Here is a 27,000-nt window from a genome sequence, read left to right on the forward strand (position 1 = left end):
AACCAAAAAGAAAATAAATTTATTAAAAAATCAAATACCATTGTTCGTGCAGTGACAAATGAGTGTGCTGGAATTATGACTCAAAGGCTATTTAACTTTGCAATTTTAAGTTGAATTGGTAAACTTGATTGAAAGAAAAATGAAAAACATAAATATATGGAGTATTGACTTAATGATTTTTGTAATTATTTTGGTATTCAACAACATAAACTTTATGATAAGGTTATTCATAAAAATAAAGAAATGACAGTAATTCAAAAAGAAATAGAAATTTTAACTAGTTATAAGTTTTTTTTATTTGATGAAACAAAAGATAAATTTGAGTTTGTAAATTTATTTTTAAGAGGCGGAAATGATCAAGGAAAACTTTATTTAGAAGTTCATCAAAGTTTAGTTGCAGAACATTATTTAAATTTAAAATCTGATTATACAAATATTTATTTACCTTATACAAAAGAAGTTACAAGTAAGTATTCGTTACGTTTATATGAATATTTACGTAGTTATTTGTATATGAATGCTAAAACTAAAAAAACACCAAATTTTAATCATGAATGAGATTTTGAAAAACTTGCTAAAATATTAAATTTAAGTTTAAAAAGTAGTTATTTTAAACAAATTAATATGTTAAAAACTAGAATTTTAGAAGTGGTGAAAAAAGATTTAGCAAAAACTGATATTATTTTTTCTTATGAATTAATTAAAGTAGGTAGAAAATTTAGCAAAATAATTTTAAATACGCATTTGGATTTAGAAAAATTTAATTCTCAAAGTCCTGAACTTGAAAAAGTACCAACTAGAAAAGAATATAAAAAATATGCAAATAAATCAAAGCTAATGGCAAATAATTTTAAAAAACAAAAAAGTAACATAATTGAAAAGCAACTTTTAAGTAATGATGAAATTAAAAAAATTATGGAAGATTTTGATAATCATTAAAAATTATTGGAGATATTAATATGCATAAAATAATATTATTTAAATAAAACAAAGGAGGTAATTTATGAATGTAGAAATAATTGGTTGATTAGCAGTTGCTGTAAATAGTTTTATATTTTTACCTCAAATTATAAAAATTATTAAAACAAAAAGAGTACGTGATTTATCGTTTTTCATGTTATTAATTCAATTATTATCTTGTTTTTTATGAATAATTTATGGAATATTTATAAAAAATTGAGAAGTTGTAAGTTTAGATTCAATAATTTTAATATCTACAATTATTATGTTAGTTTTTAAATTAAATATTCATTATAAAGAACCATATAAATAGACCACCATAATTATGGTGGTCTATTTATATTAAAAACTTTTCTTTTTAACAAACCGTTCTTTTTTAAAAAATTTCCAAAATAAACTTCATCTAGAACTTAAATTTCTTACAAATGTTTTCATAAAAAATCAACTCCTTGAAATAAAGAGGCTTTTTAGAAATCTGTGTATCTTTGTTTTACAAAGTACTAGTTCAGATTAATTCTGTCTTCAAATTTTATCATAAAATGAGCAATTGCTGTATTTCAATTTTGAATAGGCAATGTTCATTTTTTTGTTATATTTTCAATTGCTAAATAAAATATTTTAAAAACTGACATATCATTAGGAAAAGCTTTTTTGTTTCTAATAACTTTTCGTAATTGACTATTAACAGATTCAATAGCATTTGTTGTATAAATTACTCTTTTGATTTCTGCAGGATAACTAATAAAAATCATCAAATTTTCTCAATTTTTATATCAAGATTTGGCAATTTGGGGATATTGTTTATTTCATTTACTTTCAAATGATTCTAAAGCTTGCATTGCTTGTTCTTCACTACATGCACTATAAATTGGTTTTAAATCTGTAACTAGAGTTTTTCGATGTTTGTATGAAACATATTTTAAACTATTTCGAATTTGATGAACAATGCATAATTGATGTTCTGTTTTAGGATAAACTGCTTGTATTGCTTCTGACATGCCTGTTAAATTATCACTACAAGCAATCAAAATATCATTTAAGCCTCGATTTTTCATTTCTGTGAAATTAGCTAATCAAAATTTAGCACCTTCATTTTCACTAATTCATAAGCCTAAAACATCTTTTTTACCTTCTAAATCAACTCCTAATGCTATATAAACTGATTTATTAATAATCCGTTTATCTTGTCGAACTTTAACTACTATACAATCAAAATAAACAATCGGATAAACGCTTTCTAATGGTCGATTTTGTCATGCTTTGACATCATCAATAACATCATCAGTAATTTGACTAATAACACTTTCACTAATATCAGCACCATGATATAACTCTTGTAACTGCATTCTAATGTCAGATAGAGTCATACCTTTTGCATATAGTGAAAGCACTTGTTGATCAAAACCATCAAATCTTCGCTGTCTTTTTGCAACTATTACAGGAGTAAAATCACTATTGCGATCTCTTGGTACATCAATCTCAATTTTACCTTGTTGAGTTATTAATTTTTTTGAACTTGTACCATTACGAGCATTTTCAGTATTACTATGTTGATTTTTTTCATATCCTAAATAATTTTGCATTTCAGAATTCAACATTTTTTCAACTAAACGTTTTGTTAATTCTTTATATAAACCCCCTTCTTTAAAAACTGTTGTTAAATCTCCAGTATTTTCCTTTAATTTTGTAGAAAAGTAATGATACATGATAAAGTGTTATTTTTAGAGAATTTTTACACTAAATAATGTTACTTTTAACAAATTTTTAATTAAAAATAATATTTTAAGTGTAAATTGATGAATAATTTTTGGTCATCCATACTTTTCTACATAATTAAAAGTATTTTCTAATAATAAATCTACTGCTTTTGATATTGGATCATTATTATTAATATTTTGTTTTTTAGCCATCTGTAACTCACTCTTTCTAGTCATTTAATTATATTTACTAGAATTAATTAAACATAGTTATTTTTGTAAGTTACACAGATTACTAAACATTGCCCAAGATTTAGCAATTTGGGGATATTGTTTATTTCATTTACTTTCAAATGATTCTAAAGCTTGCATTGCTTGTTCTTCACTACATGCACTATAAATTGGTTTTAAATCTGTAACTAGAGTTTTTCGATGTTTGTATGAAACATATTTTAAACTATTTCGAATTTGATGAACAATGCATAATTGATGTTCTGTTTTAGGATAAACTGCTTGTATTGCTTCTGACATGCCTGTTAAATTATCACTACAAGCAATCAAAATATCATTTAAGCCTCGATTTTTCATTTCTGTGAAATTAGCTAATCAAAATTTAGCACCTTCATTTTCACTAATTCATAAGCCTAAAACATCTTTTTTACCTTCTAAATCAACTCCTAATGCTATATAAACTGATTTATTAATAATCCGTTTATCTTGTCGAACTTTAACTACTATACAATCAAAATAAACAATCGGATAAACGCTTTCTAATGGTCGATTTTGTCATGCTTTGACATCATCAATAACATCATCAGTAATTTGACTAATAACACTTTCACTAATATCAGCACCATGATATAACTCTTGTAACTGCATTCTAATGTCAGATAGAGTCATACCTTTTGCATATAGTGAAAGCACTTGTTGATCAAAACCATCAAATCTTCGCTGTCTTTTTGCAACTATTACAGGAGTAAAATCACTATTGCGATCTCTTGGTACATCAATCTCAATTTTACCTTGTTGAGTTATTAATTTTTTTGAACTTGTACCATTACGAGCATTTTCAGTATTACTATGTTGATTTTTTTCATATCCTAAATAATTTTGCATTTCAGAATTCAACATTTTTTCAACTAAACGTTTTGTTAATTCTTTATATAAACCCCCTTCTTTAAAAACTGTTGTTAAATCTTCAGTATTTTCTAATAATAAATCTACTGCTTTTGATATTGGATCATTATTATTAATATTTTGTTTTTTAGCCATCTGTAACTCACTCTTTCTAGTCATTTAATTATATTTACTAGAATTAATTAAACATAGTTATTTTTGTAAGTTACACAGATTACTAAACATTGCCAAAGTTTGAGATTTAGATGGTTTAAATTCTTCTATTGTTGAACAACCACCTGCTTGGCGATTAATAAATTCTTCCTTTAATTTTGTAGAAAAGTAATGATACATGATAAAGTGTTATTTTTAGAGAATTTTTACACTAAATAATGTTACTTTTAACAAATTTTTAATTAAAAATAATATTTTAAGTGTAAATTGATGAATAATTTTTGGTCATCCATACTTTTCTACATAATTAAAAAATTCTTCTGTTTCATATTCATAACTTAAATATACATCTATGCTTTTATAATATCTTTTTAAATCATTAAAAGTTTTGATTAATAATGTAGGGTCTAAATAATCTTTAAAATTAATATTTATTTCTAATGGTTTGATTTTAGGAAATACATTTTCTACTCATGAATCATAGTCTCATATTAATTTATATTGTGTATGAGTAAATATATGATTTTCTGGTATATTAACTTCTATACTTGGATTTTTAGGAATTATTACAATTTGTTTTGCTATATTTTGTGGACTTGGTGGTAATATTTTTGCTGGATAACTAAAAGTAGTTTTTTCACTTTCTTCATATTCATCATGATTTAATTTATATAACGTTGTTCAATTAAAAGCATTTCCAGTTAAATAACCCATATTATTATAACGAAATTGTGCAATTGATATTTCATTATAATCACCTTGATAAGTAAAAGGATTATCACTATAAAATGTATGTCTTTCTTCACCTTGATGTAAACTTTGTGTAACAATTGTATCAATAATATAAGCATAATTTGAACCGTCAATTACTCCATTTGCAGTAGGATTTCATTGACAATCTTTATCTTCATTTGTAAATGGTGAAGCAATATCTAAAAATTCAGTATCTTCTTTTAATTATGTAGAAAAGTATGGATGACCAAAAATTATTCATCAATTTACACTTAAAATATTATTTTTAATTAAAAATTTGTTAAAAGTAACATTATTTAGTGTAAAAATTCTCTAAAAATAACACTTTATCATGTATCATTACTTTTCTACAAAATTAAAGGTATCTTCTGCTAAAATATAAACTTTATTATTTTTCTTTTGTGATAAATCAACAGTTGATATTTGTTCTTTTTTAGTTAACTTCTTACCAGTAGTAGGGTCTCATGGATAAACACTTATTCTATCACTTAATTTCATTGTCATAGCAGTTGTTGAAACATTTGCACCTAATAATTTACCAATAGTAAAATCATTATCATTTGTAAAAGCATTTAATGGAATTAAACCACCATTACCAATAATACTTTCTAAATTACTTGTAAAAAATGCTGACATAAAGCCATTAAAATATAACATTTTTTTTATATTGTTGAGCATTTTGAGTAATAACTCAACTACTTCATATACCTAATGTTAAAGCATTTAATAATTTACCAATTAAAGGAATATCACTTAAAGCAAAAGGTAATCATTGTTGACTATCATAAGGCATTTGTATTAATGGAGAAAATACAACACTATTAAAATTTAATATTGCTGACATATATTTTTGACTTATTTTTGAATAATCTACAGTTGGACTACCAATAATTAAATGAGTATCTGGGTCTTTATATTTAAAATTACTACTCATATCTACATTATAATTACCAGAGATATTATTTATATTTCATTCACTATCTCAAAAAAATTTAGCTTCTCCTACTGATGTACCATTACTTAATCTTGCTTTATCTTTATCAAAAGAAAGCATACCTTTAAAATCTTTTGTTACAAATAAATTATCTTGAAAATTTAATGAAGTTTTTAATCATTCTGTAAAATTTTTAAAATTAGTAAATCCAGTAGGTTGTGCATTCATAATATTATAAAATGTAGTTTCTGGATGACTACTTGTTGTTATTTTATCATTTATTCCAGCAAGTAAACCACCATTATTTTTAATATTAGTTGTAGATTTTTCATTATTACCAGCAATAAATAATCTTCTTGAAGCAAATACTTTACTTTCAAATATTTCTTCATTATTTTGTTGAATAGGCTCTTGTCCTTGAATTATTGGTCTTCCATAATAATAACAACTTGATAATAATTCTAATCCATATGATTGTCTATGACTATATCTTACTCCTATATCACGCATTAAAGTACGATTTAAGGTTACTTTTCCTTTTTCAATAGTAGGGGAAAGCATAACCACTACCCGAGCTTGCATATTGTACAAAATCAAGTGTATTTTGACGAGTAGAAACTACTCTATCATTTAAACTACTAAAAGTTAAAACTTGCATACTAAATGCACCATTATAAGGACTATAATAATTTGTTACATTTGAAATATATAATAATTGTCTATCTTGATTTTTACCACTATTACCACCAATATTTTCATTTTCATCATTAAATACAACAAAAAATTGTAAATAATCATCAATTGTAATATGTTCTTCAAACATTACTAAAGTATATTGTCTTTTTGTTTGTACTGTTTTAAATATTTGATTATTTGGTAAATTACTAAAATCAACACCACTTGTATCATCAATTAAATAAGCATTTCAATAATCACCAATTTTATATTGTTTTGTATAAAATTCATCTTGTCCACTACGTTTATGAGTTATAGGGTCAATTTTACCTTTATTTTTTTGATATATTTTTGTACTATTTTTTCAAATACATACAACTGGAGTAGTACCAGTTAATATTAATTCATATTGACCAAAATCACTAATTTTACTATTAATTGGTTTATAACCAGTTTCAGTTAAAGGAATTGCACCATTATTTATAATAAATGGAAATATTTTTCAATAACTACATCTTTTAATTAGCAATTGTTGTCTTTTTAATTGAAGATGTAGATGTTTCATTAATTGAATTTGTTGATGTATCATTTTCATTTTCTCCTAATAATTTTATTTCTTCTTTATCTTCTTCCATTATTTCTTTATAATGTTTTTTTGCTTGTTGTTTTGTTACTTCATCTAATTCAGCAATAGCTTGTGTATATGATATTGTTCTATCTGCTAATCTTTGACTAATCATTTCTTGTTTTAATAATTGGTCAGTCATAGCAATAGGTAAAAATTTAAAACTATAAGGTCTATCACCAATACCATTTCATAAATTTTCATAAATTAATAACATATCAAAAAATCTATAAAAATAATATGAATAATGACTTATTTTAGTTTCTGTAGTTTCCATATCATTTTTATTATTAAATAATGATTTAGTTTTATTTTCATAATTTACAGCAGAAAATTCATTATAATCATACCCTGCACCATTTCAAATATCTTTTCCTAAATCATCTTTATCTAAAATATAATTACTAGCTTTAAAATCACCTTGAATAACTTCTATACCACCAGCACCAGATTTATTATATCCAGCAGTACCAACATTAACTACAATATTTTTTTTAGGATTATCAATTATTTTTCCATGTTCAATCATATTTTTAACAGTTTCATTATCAAATGCACCAAATAAAGTAGTAACATTTAATTCTCTATCAACATTTCTTTGAGTATATGATTTATGATAATATTCAATTAAATTTCAAACTGGATAAGTATCTGGATAAGCATTTAAAGTTGTTGAATTACCATAAAAATTAACCATTGGTAAATTTGTTATTTCTAATATTGGTAAATAATTTCAAGGATTTTTAATTTCATAACTATATTTTGGTATTAAATTAGGTTTTAATTTTGTATGTGCTGTTCCTAAAATAATTTCTTTTTCATTTTTATCATCATTTTTATAAGTTTCAAATCTTATTTTTCCATTTTCAGCAATTACTCAAGTTAAAGTTGCACTATCTGCTTGTTCATTTATAAAAAAGAATTCTGCACATTGTTCTTCTTCATTATATTTAGCAACTCTACCAGCAAATGAATTAGGTAATACTTTTAAACTTGTACTATTATCTTTATAAATAATAGGCATTATATATACTTTTCCAAGTAAACTTTCTTGTATTCCAAATTTATATAATTTTTCAAATCATTTATCACTAATAATTTTATTAGTAAAATATTTTAAAATATTTTCTTTTTCACTATCAAATAATAAACCTTTACCTAATCATAATTTAGTTGATTTTTGAGCAATTCTCATAGGAATATCACTATATCATTCTCTTCTATTACAAGAAAGATATTCTAATGGATTATTCATTTTTATCACTCTCCAAATTTATTTTTATTAATTAATAATTCATTATTAATATTATTAATTAATCATTTCATTTTATGCATTGAAGCATACATTCTTGCATCTCAACAATTATCATATAAATCAAGCATTTGTGGTTCATTATTTGAATTTTCTAATTTAGATTTTGCTAATCATTGCATTTTTGATAATTCTTCATGTGTATTAGGACATCTTTTTCAATTAATACTTAATATACCTTAATATACCTTTAATCATACAAATAGTATCTCAATCAATTCTATCTCTTAAATACATTGTAGTTTTATCTACTGGAGTAAAATATAATCAATTAATTTTTCTTTTTTCTACTTCTTTTTTTAAAATATCAATTACAGCTAATCCACCACTACCATAATCAACATAACAAGTAAATCCAAATTTCATTGCTTGAAATTTAATACTTTCATCTAAATAATAATCAATAATATTATTTGCTAATTCATATGTATCTTTAAATTTCATTATTGCATTACTATGATAAAATTCACTTTCTTGATGTATTCTTCTAGTTTTTTCATTTTCACCAATAAAACATAAAATAGCAACAGTAGGATGAGCTTGTGAACTTGTAGCAAAACCTAAATCTAAACCACCAACTATTTCATTAACATTAAAATCTAATTCAGTTTTAAGTTTATCTAAATATCTTGCAAATATAGAACCAGTTAAAACACTAGGTACACCATAATATCAACTTTGTGCTTTAATAGGATCAAGTATTTTTAATTCTTCTAAATCATTAATTTTATCTTGTTTTAAATTATGTTCATTTAATTTTCAATTTGAATAATGAAATAATTTAAAAATATTATTATCAAATACTGATTTAATTTGTTCATTATTTTCTTTCATTAAATTTAAATTAAAAGGTACAATTTTATTCATATATTCAATAAAATATTGATAAATATTATCTGGATTACAACTTCTAATTTTAATAGTTTTTTTTAGCATTACCTAATGCAAATGTAATTGCTTGAAATTCTGCTTGACTAAATTCATTTGCTTCTTCACATCATTCAATTGCTAAATCAAAACCTTTTATTTCACTACGAGAAAGACCTTTAAGTGGTATTCTATCATTACTATTACTATATACACCCATAACTCTAATAAATGATTTTGAACCTTTAAAACGAAAATCTGCTTGTTTATTTGGATATTTTAAAGTAAAATCTTTATAATCAAAACTAATATTAATTAAAGCTTCATCAATTTCTTTTGTTAATTCATTAATATCTTTATTTAATTTTCTAAAACAATATATAGCAATTGATTTATTAACTTTAATTGAAATTGCTATTAATATTGCTAATTCTTCTGCAATACTATATGTTTTACTTGAATATCTACTTCCACTTAAATTATATTCACTATGAGTAAAATCACTTTTATTTAATAATCAATAACTAATTTCATGTAAATAAGTAAATTCTTTATTCATAATATTATTCTTGTAATTCTTCTAATTTTCATACATTACCTTTTAAATTACCTTTTCCACTATAAATAGTAATCAATTTAGCATGTTGAACTGATAAAATTACTATATTAACACTATCATTAAAGGTTTGTATTGGTACACCAGCAATTTTGTTATCCGTTATAATAAATTTTTGAATAGTATAAACTGGATTATATATACTTCAAGAATAATAAACTCTATAATGTTTATTAACTATAAAATTATAAGTAATTTGTCGAGGCTTTTTAGAAATCTGTGTATCTTTGTTTTACAAAGTACTAGTTTAGATTAATTCTGTCTTCAAATTTTATCATAAAATGAGCAATTGCTGTATTTCAATTTTGAATAGGCAATGTTCATTTTTTTGTTATATTTTCAATTGCTAAATAAAATATTTTAAAAACTGACATATCATTAGGAAAAGCTTTTTTGAGGCTTTTTAGAAATCTGTGTATCTTTGTTTTACAAAGTACTAGTTCAGATTAATTCTGTCTTCAAATTTTATCATAAAATGAGCAATTGCTGTATTTCAATTTTGAATAGGCAATGTTCATTTTTTTGTTATATTTTCAATTGCTAAATAAAATATTTTAAAAACTGACATATCATTAGGAAAAGCTTTTTTGTTTCTAATAACTTTTCGTAATTGACTATTAACAGATTCAATAGCATTTGTTGTATAAATTACTCTTTTGATTTCTGCAGGATAACTAATAAAAATCATCAAATTTTCTCAATTTTTATATCAAGATTTAGCAATTTGGGGATATTGTTTATTTCATTTACTTTCAAATGATTCTAAAGCTTGCATTGCTTGTTCTTCACTACATGCACTATAAATTGGTTTTAAATCTGTAACTAGAGTTTTTCGATGTTTGTATGAAACATATTTTAAACTATTTCGAATTTGATGAACAATGCATAATTGATGTTCTGTTTTAGGATAAACTGCTTGTATTGCTTCTGACATGCCTGTTAAATTATCACTACAAGCAATCAAAATATCATTTAAGCCTCGATTTTTCATTTCTGTGAAATTAGCTAATCAAAATTTAGCACCTTCATTTTCACTAATTCATAAGCCTAAAACATCTTTTTTACCTTCTAAATCAACTCCTAATGCTATATAAACTGATTTATTAATAATCCGTTTATCTTGTCGAACTTTAACTACTATACAATCAAAATAAACAATCGGATAAACGCTTTCTAATGGTCGATTTTGTCATGCTTTGACATCATCAATAACATCATCAGTAATTTGACTAATAACACTTTCACTAATATCAGCACCATGATATAACTCTTGTAACTGCATTCTAATGTCAGATAGAGTCATACCTTTTGCATATAGTGAAAGCACTTGTTGATCAAAACCATCAAATCTTCGCTGTCTTTTTGCAACTATTACAGGAGTAAAATCACTATTGCGATCTCTTGGTACATCAATCTCAATTTTACCTTGTTGAGTTATTAATTTTTTTGAACTTGTACCATTACGAGCATTTTCAGTATTACTATGTTGATTTTTTTCATATCCTAAATAATTTTGCATTTCAGAATTCAACATTTTTTCAACTAAACGTTTTGTTAATTCTTTATATAAACCCCCTTCTTTAAAAACTGTTGTTAAATCTTCAGTATTTTCTAATAATAAATCTACTGCTTTTGATATTGGATCATTATTATTAATATTTTGTTTTTTAGCCATCTGTAACTCACTCTTTCTAGTCATTTAATTATATTTACTAGAATTAATTAAACATAGTTATTTTTGTAAGTTACACAGATTACTAAACATTGCCGCTTTTTTGTTTCTAATAACTTTTCGTAATTGACTATTAACAGATTCAATAGCATTTGTTGTATAAATTACTCTTTTGATTTCTGCAGGATAACTAATAAAAATCATCAAATTTTCTCAATTTTTATATCAAGATTTAGCAATTTGGGGATATTGTTTATTTCATTTACTTTCAAATGATTCTAAAGCTTGCATTGCTTGTTCTTCACTACATGCACTATAAATTGGTTTTAAATCTGTAACTAGAGTTTTTCGATGTTTGTATGAAACATATTTTAAACTATTTCGAATTTGATGAACAATGCATAATTGATGTTCTGTTTTAGGATAAACTGCTTGTATTGCTTCTGACATGCCTGTTAAATTATCACTACAAGCAATCAAAATATCATTTAAGCCTCGATTTTTCATTTCTGTGAAATTAGCTAATCAAAATTTAGCACCTTCATTTTCACTAATTCATAAGCCTAAAACATCTTTTTTACCTTCTAAATCAACTCCTAATGCTATATAAACTGATTTATTAATAATCCGTTTATCTTGTCGAACTTTAACTACTATACAATCAAAATAAACAATCGGATAAACGCTTTCTAATGGTCGATTTTGTCATGTTTTGACATCATCAATAACATCATCAGTAATTTGACTAATAACACTTTCACTAATATCAGCACCATGATATAACTCTTGTAACTGCATTCTAATGTCAGATAGAGTCATACCTTTTGCATATAGTGAAAGCACTTGTTGATCAAAACCATCAAATCTTCGCTGTCTTTTTGCAACTATTACAGGAGTAAAATCACTATTGCGATCTCTTGGTACATCAATCTCAATTTTACCTTGTTGAGTTATTAATTTTTTTGAACTTGTACCATTACGAGCATTTTCAGTATTACTATGTTGATTTTTTTCATATCCTAAATAATTTTGCATTTCAGAATTCAACATTTTTTCAACTAAACGTTTTGTTAATTCTTTATATAAACCCCCTTCTTTAAAAACTGTTGTTAAATCTTCAGTATTTTCTAATAATAAATCTACTGCTTTTGATATTGGATCATTATTATTAATATTTTGTTTTTTAGCCATCTGTAACTCACTCTTTCTAGTCATTTAATTATATTTACTAGAATTAATTAAACATAGTTATTTTTGTAAGTTACACAGATTACTAAACATTGCCAATTTGTCAATTATCTCATTTATTTTTTTCTCTTGTTCCTACATCTTTTCATTGTTGATTATTTGGACTTGGTGTTGGATTATCTGGTAATTCAATATCTCAACAATTTTCTTCAACTTCATTTGTTTCTAAACTTTTTGAATTAATTTTTATTTTTGGTGTAACATCAACTTTAATTGTATTTTGTAATTCTTCTAATGAAAGAATAGCACCATAATTAATATCTCCACCTTTTAAATATAAACTACAATTAAAACTACTTTCTCTAACAGTTAAAGTTAATATTACATCTTCATCTTTAATTTTAAATTTTGCAAGTAAATAATCTCCACCTAAATAATTACCAGTTTTAAATTCTACTTTATGCTTTATATTTGCTTGATTTACTGGTAATTCATCTAATGTTATAATTACTCTATATACAGTATTAAAATTAATTTCAAAAGTATCTCATTCACGATTATTTTTACTTTTATTTATTACTTTTCATATTTCTTTATCTTGTTTTTTATCAATATTTGCTTTATTTTCATTAATAGCAAGAACAATTTGTTTAGCAACTGTTTGTAAATCTTCATCATTGATATTTTGTTTTTTATCTATTAAATTATTAACATATTCTTTATTTGTACCATCTGTTAAAAAAGTAGGTGTTCCAACATCAATAATACGTTTATCATTTGCACTAATATCTTTATCATCTTTTGGTTTAATAAAATTAGGATTATCTTTATCAACTTCTCATAATAATTCACCACCACCAATAGCACTAATAACTTTTTCTTCTTGACCTTCTTTACCATCAACTAACTGTAAACTATCATTACTAAAATATTTAGTAAATAATTCAAGTGTTGTTAAATTATCAAATGATTTTATACCAGTAGTATCAAATCATAATTCAGTTCCAATAATATTTTTAGGATATTTTGGATATATTTTAACTCTTTTATCATTTGTTTTTAGATTTAATATTTCTAAATATCTTGTTAAAGGACTATCTTCACCACAATTACTATAAAAATTACTAAAAAAATCATTTCTTTTAGGGCAATGTTTAGTAATCTGTGTAACTTACAAAAATAACTATGTTTAATTAATTCTAGTAAATATAATTAAATGACTAGAAAGAGTGAGTTACAGATGGCTAAAAAACAAAATATTAATAATAATGATCCAATATCAAAAGCAGTAGATTTATTATTAGAAAATACTGAAGATTTAACAACAGTTTTTAAAGAAGGGGGTTTATATAAAGAATTAACAAAACGTTTAGTTGAAAAAATGTTGAATTCTGAAATGCAAAATTATTTAGGATATGAAAAAAATCAACATAGTAATACTGAAAATGCTCGTAATGGTACAAGTTCAAAAAAATTAATAACTCAACAAGGTAAAATTGAGATTGATGTACCAAGAGATCGCAATAGTGATTTTACTCCTGTAATAGTTGCAAAAAGACAGCGAAGATTTGATGGTTTTGATCAACAAGTGCTTTCACTATATGCAAAAGGTATGACTCTATCTGACATTAGAATGCAGTTACAAGAGTTATATCATGGTGCTGATATTAGTGAAAGTGTTATTAGTCAAATTACTGATGATGTTATTGATGATGTCAAAACATGACAAAATCGACCATTAGAAAGCGTTTATCCGATTGTTTATTTTGATTGTATAGTAGTTAAAGTTCGACAAGATAAACGGATTATTAATAAATCAGTTTATATAGCATTAGGAGTTGATTTAGAAGGTAAAAAAGATGTTTTAGGCTTATGAATTAGTGAAAATGAAGGTGCTAAATTTTGATTAGCTAATTTCACAGAAATGAAAAATCGAGGCTTAAATGATATTTTGATTGCTTGTAGTGATAATTTAACAGGCATGTCAGAAGCAATACAAGCAGTTTATCCTAAAACAGAACATCAATTATGCATTGTTCATCAAATTCGAAATAGTTTAAAATATGTTTCATACAAACATCGAAAAACTCTAGTTACAGATTTAAAACCAATTTATAGTGCATGTAGTGAAGAACAAGCAATGCAAGCTTTAGAATCATTTGAAAGTAAATGAAATAAACAATATCCCCAAATTGCTAAATCTTGATATAAAAATTGAGAAAATTTGATGATTTTTATTAGTTATCCTGCAGAAATCAAAAGAGTAATTTATACAACAAATGCTATTGAATCTGTTAATAGTCAATTACGAAAAGTTATTAGAAACCTGAATTGTAAAATTAAAAAGGACACTTATATAAAAATTAAATTGTGTTAATTCTATAATTAAGAAAAGAAAGGAATTAGCACAATGTATAAGTATCTGACTATTGAATCAATAATAGCAATAAAAGAATATAAAAGTTATGGATTTTCGATTCGTAAAATAGCAAAAGCCATTGATTATAGTAAATCAACTGTACATAGAGTTTGTAGATTATTAAATCAAAACTTATTACCATTAAAAATATTGAATAAAATTCAAAAAAATAAACAAAATGCAGGTAGAAAATTAATAATTTTAACTTTAATAGAAATTAATACTATTAATCATTTGTTAATTTCTAAAAATTATGCTCTTGATATAATTGCTAATTTTTTAAAGGAAAATAAAATAAAAAGTATTTCAACAAAAACTTTATATAACATGTTTAAAACAAATCGAATGGGTTTTGATGAAAATAACTTATTGAGAAAAGGAAAAAATAAACCTCACAAACAAAAAGAAACTAGGGGCAGAATTAATAATTGTAAGTCTATTCATGAAAGAAATTTAATCATTCCTAATATTAAAAATATAGAAGAATTTGGTCATTTAGAGGGTGATACTATCATTGGTAAAGATCATAAAAGTTCTATTATTACTTTAGCTGATATATGATCAAAAACCACAATTCCTTTAGCAACTAAAAATAATAAATCAGAAAATATTACAAAAAGTATAATAAAATTTATTTCAAAGTTACAAAAAGGAACAGTTAAAACTATTACTTTTGATCGTGGTAAAGAATTTAGTAAATGAAAATTAATCGAAAAAAATTGTAATGTTAAGATTTATTTTGCAGATCCTGGTAAACCTTGTCAAAGAGGTTTAAATGAAAATAATAATGGTATTTTAAGAAGATATTTACCAAAATCTACAGATCTATCTTCATATAAACAAAAAGACCTGAATTGTAAAATTAAAAAGGACACTTATATAAAAATTAAATTGTGTTAATTCTATAATTAAGAAAAGAAAGGAATTAGCACAATGTATAAGTATCTGACTATTGAATCAATAATAGCAATAAAAGAATATAAAAGTTATGGATTTTCGATTCGTAAAATAGCAAAAGCCATTGATTATAGTAAATCAACTGTACATAGAGTTTGTAGATTATTAAATCAAAACTTATTACCATTAGAAATATTGAATAAAATTCAAAAAAATAAACAAAATGCAGGTAGAAAATTAATAATTTTAACTTTAATAGAAATTAATACTATTAATCATTTGTTAATTACTAAAAATTATGCTCTTGATATAATTGCTAATTTTTTAAAGGAAAATAAAATAAAAAGTATTTCAACAAAAACTTTATATAACATGTTTAAAACAAATCGAATGGGTTTTGATGAAAATAACTTATTGAGAAAAGGAAAAAATAAACCTCACAAACAAAAAGAAACTAGGGGCAGAATTAATAATTGTAAGTCTATTCATGAAAGAAATTTAATTATTCCTAATATTAAAAATATAGAAGAATTTGGTCATTTAGAGGGTGATACTATCATTGGTAAAGATCATAAAAGTTCTATTATTACTTTAGCTGATATATGATCAAAAACCACAATTCCTTTAGCAACTAAAAATAATAAATCAGAAAATATTACAAAAAGTATAATAAAATTTATTTCAAAGTTACAAAAAGGAACAGTTAAAACTATTACTTTTGATCGTGGTAAAGAATTTAGTAAATGAAAATTAATCGAAAAAAATTGTAATGTTAAGATTTATTTTGCAGATCCTGGTAAACCTTGTCAAAGAGGTTTAAATGAAAATAATAATGGTATTTTAAGAAGATATTTACCAAAATCTACAGATCTATCTTCATATAAACAAAAAGATTTAAATACTATAGCATTTCAAATTAATTCTACACCCAGAAAATCACTATCTTATAAAAGACCAATAGATTTAATACAATTATTTTAAAAAACTGTCCCATTTATATTTACAATTCAGGATACATATAAAATTGCACAAAATACTTCATATAAATCTAAACTTCTTGGTTTTGTTTTCTTTTTGCTATTTTCTAAAATTGATTTTATGTTCTCAAATTGTTCTTTGGTGACATGACTTGGATAATTTTTATGCATATATACCTCTTATTTTAAAATATATAATCATTTTACATTATTTTCGAAAAGATTCTAAACAGGTTCTTAGATAAGTTTCATGCATTTAGTTATTTATGAAAATCTTTTGTTGGAGTTCGTGGTAAGAAAAAAGAATCTCATGACTGAAAAAAATTTTTAGATTCTTCAACTACTTTTTCAAGTGGTAATTGTAATAAATTACTTGATTTTTTAAAACTTAATGTTAATACTAAAACTTATAATTATTTTAAAAATAATGCTCATGGTATTGTAAATCAAAATGCTTCATGAAATATTGGATGTTCTGCAGAAAGTGATGTTTATCATTTTTTAAAATCTTTAACTAATGGAGCAAAAATATATAATTATCAAACATTAAATAATATGTTAATTGCAAAAGCAAATTATTTAAATGCTAGAAGTTATATGAATAGTACTTAATAAATTAAAACTTCATATTTTTAAAATCTAATTTTAAGATTAGAATTTTTGTGTTGTTTAAATGTAATTTTGTCATTATATTTTTAAACATTTATGTATTTTATGATATAATTAAATTAACAAAAAATAGAAGTACATCAGTTTATTGTTCTAGTTGTCCCTTTCTATCCATTAATCTCATACGTCCATTAAAATATTAGAATTTGAGGAGATGAAGTTAATATGAATAATACAACTAATTTAAATGATAATTTTGTTATTAGTAGAGTAGTACTGTCAGATGTTTCATGTACCTCTTGTGCTAGTGCCATTGAAAGACATTTTACCAAAGAAGATGGTATTACTGTTAGTATCAATTTTGCTACTAAAAAAGCACAATTTAGTTATGATCCTAAGTTTTGAAATGAAAAAAAAATTAAAAAAGCAATGCATAATTTAGGATATGAAATTTGTAAGTTTGAAACTGAGATTAAAGATATAAAAACAAGTCACAAAGTTGATATGAAAGATATTACAGATGATCATAGTAGTCATAGTCATAGTAGTGAACAACATCAATCTCATATGTCAGAACAACATCATAATCATCAACATAATGTTAAATTACGTGATTTAATTGAACTTATTATTGGTTGAATATTGTTACTACCACTATTATTAATTATGATACCTAATACTCCATTTTTTGATAGTTTACGTAATCCTTATGTCCAACTTGCACTAGCAATTCCAATTCAATTTTATTTTGGTCGTAAATTTTATATTGGTATTTATCGAGAATTAATTAAACAAAAATGACCCGGTATGCATACTTTAGTAGCATTAGGAACAACAACGGCATTTATTTTTTCTATTTATTTAATGGTAATTAATAAAACCGAACACTTATATTTTGAAGTTAGTGCTTCAATTATTATGATTGTTTTACTTGGTGATTTAATTAGTACTGTTGCACAGAAAAGGGCTACTAGTGGCTTAGAAAGTTTAATGTCATTAAAGCCAAAATCAATCTTAAAATATGATTATAATACCAAAACAGAAACTTTTATTAATATTGAAGATGTACAATTAAATGATATTTTAATTATTCGAAAAGGTGAAAATATTCCTACTGATGGTCAATTAATTAGTGAAGAAGCATTTATTAATGAATCAATGTTAACTGGTGAATCGCAAGTTATTACGAAACAAGTTAACCAAAATTTAATTGGTGGAACTAATAATGTTGGTGATAGTTTTAGGATGAAAGCAACTAAAATTGGTAAAGACACAGTATTAGCAAGTATTATTAAGGCAGTTGAAGATGCACAATCTCAGAAACCAAAATTACAAAAATTGGCTGATAAAATTTCTGGGTGATTTACACCAACTGTTATTTTAATTGCCATTTTAGTTTTTCTTATTCGTTATTTTGCAGTAGGTAATGGTGTGCAAGAATCATTAGAAATTGCAATTGCAACTTTAATAATTGCTTGTCCTTGTGCATTAGGAATTGCAACACCATTAGCAGTTGCTGTTGGAATTAATAAAGCAGCAAAAATAGGAATCATTTATAATAAGGCTAGTGCTTTTGAAAAAATTACTAAGATTGATACCATTTGTTTTGATAAAACAGGAACATTAACTACTGGTAATTTGTTTATTATTAAAATTTATGGTCAAGAAAAACATGTTAATAAGGCAATTGCTATGGAAAAGCATTCAACACATCCTTTGGCTTTAGCTTTTTCTTTATATGCTAATACTAATAATGTTGGACAATTATTGACAATTACCGAAGTTAAAGAACAAATTGGTTTTGGTATTAAAGCAAAATATCAAACTGAAGAATTACAAATTTCATCACTTGAAAATTTACAAAAAGCAAAAATGCCATTTAGTCCATTTCTAAAAACATTTGATTTTGAAACAGTTACTCCTAGCCAGAAAGTATTGGCATTGGCAATTAATAAAGTTGTTACTAATATTTTTATTTTAGAAGATGAATTACAAACAAATGCATTATTAACAATTGAAAAAGTTAAAAAACAGGGAATTGAGGTTATTTTAATTAGTGGTGATAATGAATCACAAACACTTGCTATTGCTAATCGCGTTGGGATAGAAACATACTTTGCTAATGTTACACCACAAGGTAAATCACAAATTGTTGCTGATTTACAAGCAAAAGGGAAAAAAGTAGCGTTTGTTGGTGATGGTATTAATGATGTTATTGCCTTAGAACAATCTGATTTAGCAATTGCAATGGGCTCTGGTAGTGATATTGCTAAAAAAATTGGTGATATTACTATTCTTGATAATGATATTAGTATTGTTTATAAGGCTATTGTTTTAACTAAAAAAACTAAAAATAATATTTGAATCAATTTTATTTGAGCATTTAGTTATAATATTATCATTATTCCATTAGCTGCTGCCGGATTTATTATTCCACCGTTGGCTGCAATTGCGATGGCTCTTTCTGATATAACTGTTGTTGGAAATTCATTAATTTTTAAATGAAGAAAATATAAATATTAGATAATATATAAATTAATAATAAATAAAAAAGTACTTTAATTTTTTAAAAGGAGAAATTTAAATGGCTAGACAAAATGAAGAAAAAAAAGCAGAGCTTGATCAAAAGATATCTATTTTACAGGAAATGATACGTATTATAGAAGAAAAAAATAATGTTGAACCAAAGCCTGATGAAAAGTTGATTAGAATTAATCAACTGATAATTGATGATTATAAGAACAAACTTTCTCTATTAGTAAAAGAAAGAGAAAATAATAATTGAGAAACAATTAATTTAGAAGATATTGATAAACCATCTACAGGTCAAAATAAATGAAGTTTATCAAAAATATAAAAAAAGTTACCTTTCTCTATAACCCTACTAGGTAAGTATTTTGATTATACTTTATCATTGTTGATTTGTATAGCAATTTTAGTGTTTTTTTAAAATTTCAATATTTTTTTTATATCCTTAATTGTAAATATAAATGGGACAGTTTTTTAAAATGAGGCTTTTTAGAAATCTGTGTATCTTTGTTTTACAAAGTACTAGTTCAGATTAATTCTGTCTTCAAATTTTATCATAAAATGAGCAATTGCTGTATTTCAATTTTGAATAGGCAATGTTCATTTTTTTGTTATATTTTCAATTGCTAAATAAAATATTTTAAAAACTGACATATCATTAGGAAAAGCTTTTTTGTTTCTAATAACTTTTCGTAATTGACTATTAACAGATTCAATAGCATTTGTTGTATAAATTACTCTTTTGATTTCTGTAGGATAACTAATAAAAATCATCAAATTTTCTCAATTTTTATATCAAGATTTAGCAATTTGGGGATATTGTTTATTTCATTTACTTTCAAATGATTCTAAAGCTTGCATTGCTTGTTCTTCACTACATGCACTATAAATTGGTTTTAAATCTGTAACTAGAGTTTTTCGATGTTTGTATGAAACATATTTTAAACTATTTCGAATTTGATGAACAATGCATAATTGATGTTCTGTTTTAGGATAAACTGCTTGTATTGCTTCTGACATGCCTGTTAAATTATCACTACAAGCAATCAAAATATCATTTAAGCCTCGATTTTTCATTTCTGTGAAATTAGCTAATCAAAATTTAGCACCTTCATTTTCACTAATTCATAAGCCTAAAACATCTTTTTTACCTTCTAAATCAACTCCTAATGCTATATAAACTGATTTGTTAATAATCCGTTTATCTTGTCGAACTTTAACTACTATACAATCAAAATAAACAATCGGATAAACGCTTTCTAATGGTCGATTTTGTCATGTTTTGACATCATCAATAACATCATCAGTAATTTGACTAATAACACTTTCACTAATATCAGCACCATGATATAACTCTTGTAACTGCATTCTAATGTCAGATAGAGTCATACCTTTTGCATATAGTGAAAGCACTTGTTGATCAAAACCATCAAATCTTCGCTGTCTTTTTGCAACTATTACAGGAGTAAAATCACTATTGCGATCTCTTGGTACATCAATCTCAGTATTACTATGTTGATTTTTTTCATATCCTAAATAATTTTGCATTTCAGAATTCAACATTTTTTCAACTAAACGTTTTGTTAATTCTTTATATAAACCCCCTTCTTTAAAAACTGTTGTTAAATCTTCAGTATTTTCTAATAATAAATCTACTGCTTTTGATATTGGATCATTATTATTAATATTTTGTTTTTTAGCCATCTGTAACTCACTCTTTCTAGTCATTTAATTATATTTACTAGAATTAATTAAACATAGTTATTTTTGTAAGTTACACAGATTACTAAACATTGCCTTTAAAATAATTGTATTAAATCTATTGGTCTTTTATAAGATAGTGATTTTCTGGGTGTAGAATTAATTTGAAATGCTATAGTATTTAAATCTTTTTGTTTATATGAAGATAGATCTGTAGATTTTGGTAAATATCTTCTTAAAATACCATTATTATTTTCATTTAAACCTCTTTGACAAGGTTTACCAGGATCTGCAAAATAAATCTTAACATTACAATTTTTTTCGATTAATTTTCATTTACTAAATTCTTTACCACGATCAAAAGTAATAGTTTTAACTGTTCCTTTTTGTAACTTTAAAATAAATTTTATTATATTTTTTGTAATATTTTCTGATTTATTATTTTTAGTTGCTAAAGGAATTGTGGTTTTTGATCATATATCAGCTAAAGTAATAATAGAACTTTTATGATCTTTACCAATGATAGTATCACCCTCTAAATGACCAAATTCTTCTATATTTTTAATATTAGTAATAATTAAATTTCTTTCATGAATAGACTTACAATTATTAATTCTGCCCCTAGTTTCTTTTTGTTTGTGAGGTTTATTTTTTCCTTTTCTCAATAAGTTATTTTCATCAAAACCCATTCGATTTGTTTTAAACATGTTATATAAAGTTTTTGTTGAAATACTTTTTATTTTATTTTCCTTTAAAAAATTAGCAATTATATCAAGAGCATAATTTTTAGTAATTAACAAATGATTAATAGTATTAATTTCTATTAAAGTTAAAATTATTAATTTTCTACCTGCATTTTGTTTATTTTTTTGAATTTTATTCAATATTTCTAATGGTAATAAGTTTTGATTTAATAATCTACAAACTCTATGTACAGTTGATTTACTATAATCAATGGCTTTTGCTATTTTACGAATCGAAAATCCATAACTTTTATATTCTTTTATTGCTATTATTGATTCAATAGTCAGATACTTATACATTGTGCTAATTCCTTTCTTTTCTTAATTATAGAATTAACACAATTTAATTTTTATATAAGTGTCCTTTTTAATTTTACAATTCAGGTATTTAAAAGAGTCAGATTTAAAATCTGACTCTTTTAAGCAATTATCTGTTTATCTATTTGTTTTTAGGATTTTCTTCAGCATTAGCTCATAATGCTGCTGCTTTTCCAAAAGCCTCAGTGTGTTTTAATTCTGGGTGTTCTGCTTTAACTTTTGGCAATGTAGTTTTCATAAAAATATTAAAAACAGTAGGTTTTTTTGCTGCCATATTTTCCTTCTCCTTTCACTTTTCTTATATTATTATAATATATTTTAATTATTAGTGTGTTAATAAACTATAAGAGTATATTTTTAAAAATATTAAGTTTTTATTTTCCTGAATTGTAAAATTAAAAAGGACACTTATATAAAAATTAAATTGTGTTAATTCTATAATTAAGAAAAGAAAGGAATTAGCACAATGTATAAGTATCTGACTATTGAATCAATAATAGCAATAAAAGAATATAAAAGTTATGGATTTTCGATTCGTAAAATAGCAAAAGCCATTGATTATAGTAAATCAACTGTACATAGAGTTTGTAGATTATTAAATCAAAACTTATTACCATTAGAAATATTGAATAAAATTCAAAAAAATAAACAAAATGCAGGTAGAAAATTAATAATTTTAACTTTAATAGAAATTAATACTATTAATCATTTGTTAATTACTAAAAATTATGCTCTTGATATAATTGCTAATTTTTTAAAGGAAAATAAAATAAAAAGTATTTCAACAAAAACTTTATATAACATGTTTAAAACAAATCGAATGGGTTTTGATGAAAATAACTTATTGAGAAAAGGAAAAAATAAACCTCACAAACAAAAAGAAACTAGGGGCAGAATTAATAATTGTAAGTCTATTCATGAAAGAAATTTAATTATTACTAATATTAAAAATATAGAAGAATTTGGTCATTTAGAGGGTGATACTATCATTGGTAAAGATCATAAAAGTTCTATTATTACTTTAGCTGATATATGATCAAAAACCACAATTCCTTTAGCAACTAAAAATAATAAATCAGAAAATATTACAAAAAATATAATAAAATTTATTTTAAAGTTACAAAAAGGAACAGTTAAAACTATTACTTTTGATCGTGGTAAAGAATTTAGTAAATGAAAATTAATCGAAAAAAATTGTAATGTTAAGATTTATTTTGCAGATCCTGGTAAACCTTGTCAAAGAGGTTTAAATGAAAATAATAATGGTATTTTAAGAAGATATTTACCAAAATCTACAGATCTATCTTCATATAAACAAAAAGATTTAAATACTATAGCATTTCAAATTAATTCTACACCCAGAAAATCACTATCTTATAAAAGACCAATAGATTTAATACAATTATTTTAAAAAACTGTCCCATTTATATTTACAATTCAGGTTTTTAAAAACATAATTATTAATAATATATCCAACTCCATGTTCATCATTATTTGGAGCAATAGTTTTACCATATGGTTTTAAAGCAATATTAGCATTTTCCATTACTATTGGATGACCAGATACTTCAAACATTGGTAAATCATTAAATCCATCACCAATCGTTAATGCATCTTTAGTGTCAATATTTAAATGATTACATAATCATTGTAGTGCTGAACCTTTATTAATGTTTTTATTACCAATTGAAAAAACATTTGTATGATATTGAACAATTGTTAAATCTGGAAAGTTAGTTTCAAAATTATTAATGAATTTTGTAATTTCATTAGCCTTTCAATATTTTTCTAAAATAACCATTACTTTTGAAATTGGCATTTTAATATCAGTACTATTAGTTAACTTAATAATTTTAATTTGCAGATTTTCAACTCATGTACTTCAACTATTAGCTGCATGGTTAACATACAAAGTATCAATACTATTAAAATGTAAAATCATTTGTTTATTATATTTGGTTAATCATTCATAAAGTTTAATTGTTGTTTCTGAATTTAATTGTTGTAAATAAATTCATTTTTGTTTAGTATATGATCAAATTTCAGCGCCATCATTACCAATAATATAACCATCATATTTTTCAGCATTAATCATTTTACCAACACGAATAGCATTTTCACCATATCTACCTGTATTAATTACAACTTTAATATTATTTTTTTGAGCTTTTAAACAAGCATTAAGATTAATTTCACTTAAAGCACTGCCACTATCAAATAAAGTACCATCTACATCAGTAAAAATTATTTTTACCATCAATCATTTCCTGCTTTCTTTTTTCTATTATTTTATTAATATTATAAAGATAAAATAATAAAATACTATATATTTCCATAGAATAAAATTTCTTAAATTAAAATAAAATATTATGTTTAAAATATAATATTTTATTTTAATTTTTATTATATAAAAATGTTAAAAAAGAAAAAACCTTTAATGCAAAACATAAAGGTTAACAAAATAATGTATGGTGCGGAACAAGGGACTTGAACCCTCATGCCTTTCGGCGCCAGAGCCTAAATCTGGTGCGTCTGCCAGTTTCGCCAATTCCGCATTTTTGGTGTCCCGTATAGGCCTCGAACCTACAACCCTCAGATTAAGAGTCTGATGCTCTGCCAATTGAGCTAACGAGACATCTAGGGGAATAAAAAACAAGTAATTATAATACTTGCAGTCTAAATATTAATTAATGGTGACTCGTACGGGGATCGAACCCGTAATGTAGGAATGAAAATCCTATGTGTTTACCAATTCACCAACGAGCCGTAGAAAACAAGAGTTTAGAATAATGGCGCCCAGTATAGGATTTGAACCTATGACACTTCGATTAACAGTCGAATGCTCTGCCGCTGAGCTAACCGGGCATTTACTAAACCTTAATTATTATATTGAAGAAAAGTATAATTTGCAATAACTAATAAAGTTTTTTTTATTTTTTTCTTGATTACGGCAATGTATATGCTTTATTAATCATTTTTTTAAATTAAATATAATAATAAATTAAGTATTATTTGTAATAATGAATACTATTAATGGTAAAAATAATTAGAAAGAAGTAAACATAGAAATCATGTAGAATTACATTATTAATATAAAGGGGTTTTAATTTATGAAGTTATTATTAGCAACATTAAGTTTTTTAACATTTGGAACAACTGTAGGAACTTTTGGAAATGTATTAAGTACGAATCTAAGCAAAATAAATAATAGTATTAAAGAAACTTATACTATAATTCCTAATTCATTTAGTTTGAAAAGTGAATTAAGAAAAGAAAAAATGAATACTGATAATATTGATGTTGATATGTTAGATGGAATGACAAAGGCTATTATTCGTTATATGCCAGATACAACAGATTTACCTTTTTTAGTTAAAGAGGTTAATTTGCTTTGACTAAGTAATGATATTAGTCAAATAATAACTAAAAAAGCATTGCCTTATAGTAAAAGTTTTGAAAAAAACGGAATAGTTGATAAAGATTTAATTTTAGAAGCAATTAATATTATGAATGGTACTAAGTTTTCCAATAATGATTTAGATGTACTAATTAATCAAGATAATAAAAATATTTCTTTAATAGCAAAAAGTAATAGTCACTTTCAAGGGAAAATAGATATTTTAAATAAGCCAGTAGAATTTTCGGATATTTTTTATGAACAAAATCTTGGAAAAATTTATTTTAATACTGATATGTATGAAAAAAGCACATTCTTACATCCAACAAGTCAATTTGGGAGATTTGCAACAGTTATGGAATATTTAGGAAATCGTAATAAATTAATAAAATTTTATGAAAATGAGATTACATCTGCTTTAACTAGTTCAGCATTAAAAATATATGAGTTAAGTTTTCCCAATTTTAATAATGAAGGAAAGATTGAATTTAGTTTTGCAATTGAAAATATTATGAATTATTCATCATTTAAAGCAAACTTTTTACCATTACCAACAGAAAATAATCGAGTTTTTATTAACTACCAAGGTAAACAACCAAAAAATGATGAAGAAATTGACATTAAGTTAGAAGGATTATATACAGAAAATAATAAAAATAAATTATTTTATGATGTTGTAGTAAAAACACTTGGTAAAAAATTTTTTTAATTATGTAGAAAAGTATGGATGACCAAAAATTATTCATCAATTTACACTTAAAATATTATTTTTAATTAAAAATTTGTTAAAAATAACATTATTTATTGTAAAAATTCTCTAA

The 27,000-nt window shown here is 24.1% G+C and carries 27 protein-coding genes, 4 tRNA genes and 6 pseudogenes; 13 read left to right on the plus strand and 24 right to left on the minus strand.

What is annotated here, in order from left to right; translation table 4 throughout:
• Positions 1–75: 75 nt before the first annotated feature.
• Complete coding sequence (locus AAHH39_RS06855; RefSeq protein ID WP_342217496.1) at positions 76–939, plus strand: replication initiation protein; 864 nt, start codon at positions 76–78, stop codon at positions 937–939.
• A gap of 64 nt (positions 940–1,003) precedes the next feature.
• Positions 1,004–1,273: a SemiSWEET family sugar transporter gene (locus tag AAHH39_RS06860; protein ID WP_342217497.1), complete on the plus strand. Its 270-nt coding sequence runs from the start codon at positions 1,004–1,006 to the stop codon at positions 1,271–1,273.
• Between the two features lie 187 nt (positions 1,274–1,460).
• Here the strand turns inward: AAHH39_RS06860 and AAHH39_RS06865 are convergent, their stop codons facing one another.
• From AAHH39_RS06865 to AAHH39_RS06885, 5 genes and pseudogenes are all read right to left on the minus strand, one after another.
• A complete protein-coding gene (locus tag AAHH39_RS06865) occupies positions 1,461–2,666 on the minus strand; it encodes an IS256 family transposase (protein ID WP_342217498.1) in 1,206 nt (401 codons plus the stop codon).
• A gap of 15 nt (positions 2,667–2,681) precedes the next feature.
• Positions 2,682–2,894 (minus strand): hypothetical protein, encoded by a 213-nt coding sequence (locus tag AAHH39_RS06870; protein WP_342217499.1) that lies wholly within the window; start codon positions 2,892–2,894, stop codon positions 2,682–2,684.
• Between the two features lie 69 nt (positions 2,895–2,963).
• A pseudogene (locus AAHH39_RS06875) lies at positions 2,964–3,929 on the minus strand (IS256 family transposase); the annotation flags it as partial.
• Between the two features lie 57 nt (positions 3,930–3,986).
• Entirely contained in the window at positions 3,987–4,127 is a 141-nt protein-coding gene (locus AAHH39_RS06880; protein ID WP_342217501.1) for a hypothetical protein, read from the minus strand.
• A 15-nt stretch (positions 4,128–4,142) separates the two neighbouring features.
• Entirely contained in the window at positions 4,143–4,661 is a 519-nt protein-coding gene (locus AAHH39_RS06885; protein WP_342217502.1) for a hypothetical protein, read from the minus strand.
• 229 nt (positions 4,662–4,890) lie between these two features.
• On the opposite strand from AAHH39_RS06885, the pseudogene AAHH39_RS13380 reads away from it, so the two are divergent.
• A pseudogene (locus tag AAHH39_RS13380) lies at positions 4,891–5,016 on the plus strand (IS30 family transposase); the annotation flags it as partial.
• A gap of 23 nt (positions 5,017–5,039) precedes the next feature.
• Here AAHH39_RS13380 and AAHH39_RS06890 read toward each other — a convergent pair.
• The 10 genes and pseudogenes from AAHH39_RS06890 to AAHH39_RS06935 form a co-directional block, all read right to left on the minus strand.
• On the minus strand, positions 5,040–5,357 hold the full coding sequence (locus tag AAHH39_RS06890; protein WP_342217503.1) for a hypothetical protein: 318 nt from the start codon (positions 5,355–5,357) through the stop codon (positions 5,040–5,042).
• A complete protein-coding gene (locus AAHH39_RS06895) occupies positions 5,344–6,216 on the minus strand; it encodes a hypothetical protein (RefSeq protein WP_342217504.1) in 873 nt (290 codons plus the stop codon). The genes AAHH39_RS06890 and AAHH39_RS06895 overlap by 14 nt, the downstream gene beginning before the upstream one ends.
• The gene (locus AAHH39_RS06900) at positions 6,119–6,898 is read right to left on the minus strand and encodes a hypothetical protein (RefSeq protein WP_342217505.1); all 780 of its coding nucleotides are present in this window, start codon (positions 6,896–6,898) and stop codon (positions 6,119–6,121) included. The genes AAHH39_RS06895 and AAHH39_RS06900 overlap by 98 nt, the downstream gene beginning before the upstream one ends.
• Positions 6,828–8,189 (minus strand): hypothetical protein, encoded by a 1,362-nt coding sequence (locus AAHH39_RS06905; protein ID WP_342217506.1) that lies wholly within the window; start codon positions 8,187–8,189, stop codon positions 6,828–6,830. Before AAHH39_RS06905 ends, AAHH39_RS06900 begins: the two co-directional genes overlap by 71 nt.
• A gap of 2 nt (positions 8,190–8,191) precedes the next feature.
• Positions 8,192–8,368: a hypothetical protein gene (locus tag AAHH39_RS06910; RefSeq protein WP_342217507.1), complete on the minus strand. Its 177-nt coding sequence runs from the start codon at positions 8,366–8,368 to the stop codon at positions 8,192–8,194.
• A 40-nt stretch (positions 8,369–8,408) separates the two neighbouring features.
• Positions 8,409–9,182, minus strand: coding sequence for a hypothetical protein (locus AAHH39_RS06915; protein WP_342217508.1), 774 nt, complete (start codon positions 9,180–9,182; stop codon positions 8,409–8,411).
• Positions 9,163–9,672, minus strand: coding sequence for a hypothetical protein (locus AAHH39_RS06920; protein ID WP_342217509.1), 510 nt, complete (start codon positions 9,670–9,672; stop codon positions 9,163–9,165). Before AAHH39_RS06920 ends, AAHH39_RS06915 begins: the two co-directional genes overlap by 20 nt.
• Positions 9,673–9,971: 299 nt before the next feature.
• Positions 9,972–10,124: pseudogene (locus AAHH39_RS06925) on the minus strand (IS256 family transposase); the annotation flags it as partial.
• Between the two features lie 41 nt (positions 10,125–10,165).
• Positions 10,166–11,404, minus strand: coding sequence for an IS256 family transposase (locus tag AAHH39_RS06930; protein WP_342219293.1), 1,239 nt, complete (start codon positions 11,402–11,404; stop codon positions 10,166–10,168).
• A 96-nt stretch (positions 11,405–11,500) separates the two neighbouring features.
• Positions 11,501–12,592 (minus strand): annotated as a pseudogene (locus AAHH39_RS06935) (IS256 family transposase); the annotation flags it as partial.
• A gap of 89 nt (positions 12,593–12,681) precedes the next feature.
• Here AAHH39_RS06935 and AAHH39_RS06940 point away from each other — a divergent pair.
• The 5 genes and pseudogenes from AAHH39_RS06940 to AAHH39_RS06960 all read left to right on the plus strand — a co-directional run bounded on the left by AAHH39_RS06940 (position 12,682) and on the right by AAHH39_RS06960 (position 16,886).
• Positions 12,682–12,903 (plus strand): hypothetical protein, encoded by a 222-nt coding sequence (locus AAHH39_RS06940; RefSeq protein ID WP_342217512.1) that lies wholly within the window; start codon positions 12,682–12,684, stop codon positions 12,901–12,903.
• Between the two features lie 363 nt (positions 12,904–13,266).
• Positions 13,267–13,707: a hypothetical protein gene (locus AAHH39_RS06945; RefSeq protein WP_342217513.1), complete on the plus strand. Its 441-nt coding sequence runs from the start codon at positions 13,267–13,269 to the stop codon at positions 13,705–13,707.
• A 122-nt stretch (positions 13,708–13,829) separates the two neighbouring features.
• Positions 13,830–14,915, plus strand: a pseudogene (locus tag AAHH39_RS06950) (IS256 family transposase); the annotation flags it as partial.
• Positions 14,916–14,999: 84 nt separating this feature from the next.
• On the plus strand, positions 15,000–15,908 hold the full coding sequence (locus AAHH39_RS06955; protein WP_342217515.1) for an IS30 family transposase: 909 nt from the start codon (positions 15,000–15,002) through the stop codon (positions 15,906–15,908).
• 33 nt (positions 15,909–15,941) lie between these two features.
• Positions 15,942–16,886 (plus strand): IS30 family transposase, encoded by a 945-nt coding sequence (locus tag AAHH39_RS06960; RefSeq protein WP_342217458.1) that lies wholly within the window; start codon positions 15,942–15,944, stop codon positions 16,884–16,886.
• Between the two features lie 32 nt (positions 16,887–16,918).
• Here AAHH39_RS06960 and AAHH39_RS06965 read toward each other — a convergent pair.
• Positions 16,919–17,053, minus strand: a pseudogene (locus AAHH39_RS06965) (IS5/IS1182 family transposase); the annotation flags it as partial.
• A gap of 663 nt (positions 17,054–17,716) precedes the next feature.
• Here AAHH39_RS06965 and AAHH39_RS06970 point away from each other — a divergent pair.
• Entirely contained in the window at positions 17,717–20,014 is a 2,298-nt protein-coding gene (locus AAHH39_RS06970) for a cation-translocating P-type ATPase (RefSeq protein ID WP_342217516.1), read from the plus strand.
• Positions 20,015–20,075: 61 nt separating this feature from the next.
• Positions 20,076–20,348, plus strand: a complete 273-nt coding sequence (locus AAHH39_RS06975) for a hypothetical protein (protein ID WP_342217517.1) — start codon at positions 20,076–20,078, stop codon at positions 20,346–20,348.
• 194 nt (positions 20,349–20,542) lie between these two features.
• On the opposite strand, the gene AAHH39_RS06980 is transcribed toward AAHH39_RS06975, so the two are convergent.
• The 3 genes from AAHH39_RS06980 to AAHH39_RS06990 form a co-directional block, all read right to left on the minus strand.
• Entirely contained in the window at positions 20,543–21,724 is a 1,182-nt protein-coding gene (locus AAHH39_RS06980) for an IS256 family transposase (RefSeq protein WP_342219334.1), read from the minus strand.
• Between the two features lie 95 nt (positions 21,725–21,819).
• Positions 21,820–22,764, minus strand: a complete 945-nt coding sequence (locus tag AAHH39_RS06985; protein WP_342217518.1) for an IS30 family transposase — start codon at positions 22,762–22,764, stop codon at positions 21,820–21,822.
• Between the two features lie 139 nt (positions 22,765–22,903).
• Entirely contained in the window at positions 22,904–23,056 is a 153-nt protein-coding gene (locus AAHH39_RS06990) for a hypothetical protein (protein ID WP_281749279.1), read from the minus strand.
• Positions 23,057–23,248: 192 nt separating this feature from the next.
• Here AAHH39_RS06990 and AAHH39_RS06995 point away from each other — a divergent pair, with 192 nt between their 5' ends.
• Positions 23,249–24,193: an IS30 family transposase gene (locus AAHH39_RS06995; RefSeq protein WP_342217518.1), complete on the plus strand. Its 945-nt coding sequence runs from the start codon at positions 23,249–23,251 to the stop codon at positions 24,191–24,193.
• Here the strand turns inward: AAHH39_RS06995 and AAHH39_RS07000 are convergent.
• From AAHH39_RS07000 to AAHH39_RS07020, 5 genes are all read right to left on the minus strand, one after another.
• A complete protein-coding gene (locus AAHH39_RS07000; protein ID WP_342217519.1) occupies positions 24,185–25,039 on the minus strand; it encodes a Cof-type HAD-IIB family hydrolase in 855 nt (284 codons plus the stop codon). The two genes, AAHH39_RS06995 and AAHH39_RS07000, sit on opposite strands and share 9 nt — an antisense overlap.
• Positions 25,040–25,251: 212 nt before the next feature.
• Positions 25,252–25,336: transfer RNA gene (locus AAHH39_RS07005), tRNA-Leu, on the minus strand.
• Between the two features lie 5 nt (positions 25,337–25,341).
• Positions 25,342–25,417 (minus strand) — tRNA-Lys (locus tag AAHH39_RS07010).
• A 56-nt stretch (positions 25,418–25,473) separates the two neighbouring features.
• Positions 25,474–25,548, minus strand: a tRNA-Glu gene (locus AAHH39_RS07015).
• A 24-nt stretch (positions 25,549–25,572) separates the two neighbouring features.
• A tRNA-Asn gene (locus tag AAHH39_RS07020) sits at positions 25,573–25,647 on the minus strand.
• A 245-nt stretch (positions 25,648–25,892) separates the two neighbouring features.
• Between AAHH39_RS07020 and AAHH39_RS07025 the strand changes: the two genes are divergently transcribed.
• Both AAHH39_RS07025 and AAHH39_RS07030 read left to right on the plus strand, forming a co-directional pair.
• The gene (locus AAHH39_RS07025; protein ID WP_342217520.1) at positions 25,893–26,888 is read left to right on the plus strand and encodes a hypothetical protein; all 996 of its coding nucleotides are present in this window, start codon (positions 25,893–25,895) and stop codon (positions 26,886–26,888) included.
• Complete coding sequence (locus AAHH39_RS07030) at positions 26,869–27,000, plus strand: hypothetical protein (protein ID WP_342217521.1); 132 nt, start codon at positions 26,869–26,871, stop codon at positions 26,998–27,000. The genes AAHH39_RS07025 and AAHH39_RS07030 overlap by 20 nt, the downstream gene beginning before the upstream one ends.

This window comes from Spiroplasma endosymbiont of Amphimallon solstitiale, from assembly GCF_964030965.1.
Classification (GTDB): Bacteria; Bacillota_I; Bacilli_A; order Mycoplasmatales; family VBWQ01; genus Spiroplasma_E.